Genomic DNA, 1,663 nt, shown 5'->3' on the forward strand with positions numbered 1-1,663 from the left:
GCATACAGCTGGCTTGGGGCTTCCCGCCCGGGGCCACCGACACCGAGCGGACCGAGATCTGGCGTAGTACTGGGCCAGACCGCGCCAGCGCCACGAAGTTCGCCGACTTCGCCTACCCGCAGAACCGCTACCAGCTCGACGGTCTTGCTGCCGGTGCCCGGTTCTACTTCTGGGGCCGACTGGTGGACAAGAGCGGCAACATCGGTCCGTGGTATCCGACCGGCACCGGCGTGATGGGGGAGGCCAGCACAAACCAGTCGGACTACGACGCCTACCTCTCGGGTCGGATTACCGAGAGCGCGTTGGGGCAGGACCTGCTTTCCAAGATCGAGAGCATCGACCAGATCGTGCCACTGATCTGGGAGGCCGGCGCCACCTATGACCCCGGCGATACCGTCGTGCACAACGGCAAGATCTGGCTGTGGAACGACAACGCGCCGGGGAATGAGGAGCCACCGGGCACGAAATGGAAGGATGTGGGTGATGCCGTCGCTCAGGCGGGTGCGGTGGTCGGCCGGGTGAACACGCTGGAGCTGCAGGTCAATGATCCGGAAACCGGCCTGCAGGCGATCGGGCAGAAGACGGATGGCCTGTTCGCCCAGCTGGACGTTCAAGCCGCCGGTGATAGCGACTGGGGCGCTGGCGACGCCACGGTGTTCGCTGGAACGCTCACCATCCAGACGGTCATCGCCGAGGGCGACTATGCCCAGGCTCAGCGCACCGACACGGTGGAAGCGAAGGTAGGCGAAACGCAGGCGTTGGTGCAGGAGAACTCGCAGGCGGTAGTCGACATGGACGGCAGGATCAGCGCTTCGTGGACCCTGAAGCTGCAGGTGGCGGCGAATGGCCAGTACTACGCGGCCGGGATGGGCATTGGCATCGAAAATCAGCCGGACGGTAGCTACCAGAGTCAGATCCTGTTCCAGGCCGACCGGTTTGCGGTGATCAACTTGGTGAACGGGCAGGTCACGTCGCCATTCGTGATTCAGGGCGGCCAGACCTTCATCAGCCAGGCACTGATCGGAACTGGCTGGATTCAGAATGCCATGATCGGCGACGTGATCCAGTCCACAGCGGTCGGCGCAGGTGGTCTGCCACGTTGGAAGCTGGACAAGAACGGTAGCCTGGCAATGAACGGGCCAGTTGGTGGCGGATCGCTTTCGATCAATGACCAGAACATCTTCGTTCGTAGTCCAACCGGGCAGCCACTTGTTGCCCTTGGGGATGGCATCTGATGGCCACCGGACTGAAGGTATGGAACAACGACGGCTCGGTGAAGTTCGATGTGACAACGCGTCTGACCCGGTTGCTTGGTTCAGTTCAGACCGGAAACCAGGCCGGCTCCATCGACATCGCCTCCCAGGGGAACCGAGCGTTCTTTTTCATCGTGTCGAATGACTCGAATCAACCGACGCGCGGCGTCCCCAACGTGGTACTGACCGACATCAGTGCGTCGGTCATTCGTATGTCATGGGATTTCACTACCAACGTCAGGACACCCTGCACGCTCCACTATGGACTCTGGTAATGGCAACTGGCCTGAAAGTGTGGACCAACAATGGCAGCGTGCTGACGATCGATCAGAACTACGAGAACCTGTCTCTGTACTCGCGGGGTAGTGGTGAGACATCGTCAGCCAATCCAGAGCTTGCTTATGGGCTGT

Annotated in this window: 2 protein-coding genes; both read left to right on the forward strand. The window is 61.3% G+C overall.

Going from position 1 to position 1,663, the window contains the following annotated elements:
• The coding region (locus tag ACZ4SV_RS36355) for a phage tail tip fiber protein (RefSeq protein ID WP_468011443.1) at positions 1 to 1,235 on the forward strand (1,235 nt) is incomplete at its 5' end.
• A complete protein-coding gene (locus ACZ4SV_RS36360) occupies positions 1,235 to 1,528 on the forward strand; it encodes a hypothetical protein (RefSeq protein ID WP_362189803.1) in 294 nt (97 codons plus the stop codon). The genes ACZ4SV_RS36355 and ACZ4SV_RS36360, both read left to right, overlap by 1 nt.
• Positions 1,529 to 1,663 lie beyond the last annotated feature (135 nt).

The organism is Streptomyces sp. NPDC027672 (assembly GCF_055566335.1).

Excerpts from the sequence above, each read along its gene's own strand:
- ACZ4SV_RS36360 (WP_362189803.1), top strand. The coding sequence starts at position 1,235 with ATGGCCACCGGACTGAAGGTATGGAACAACGACGGCTCGGTGAAGTTC.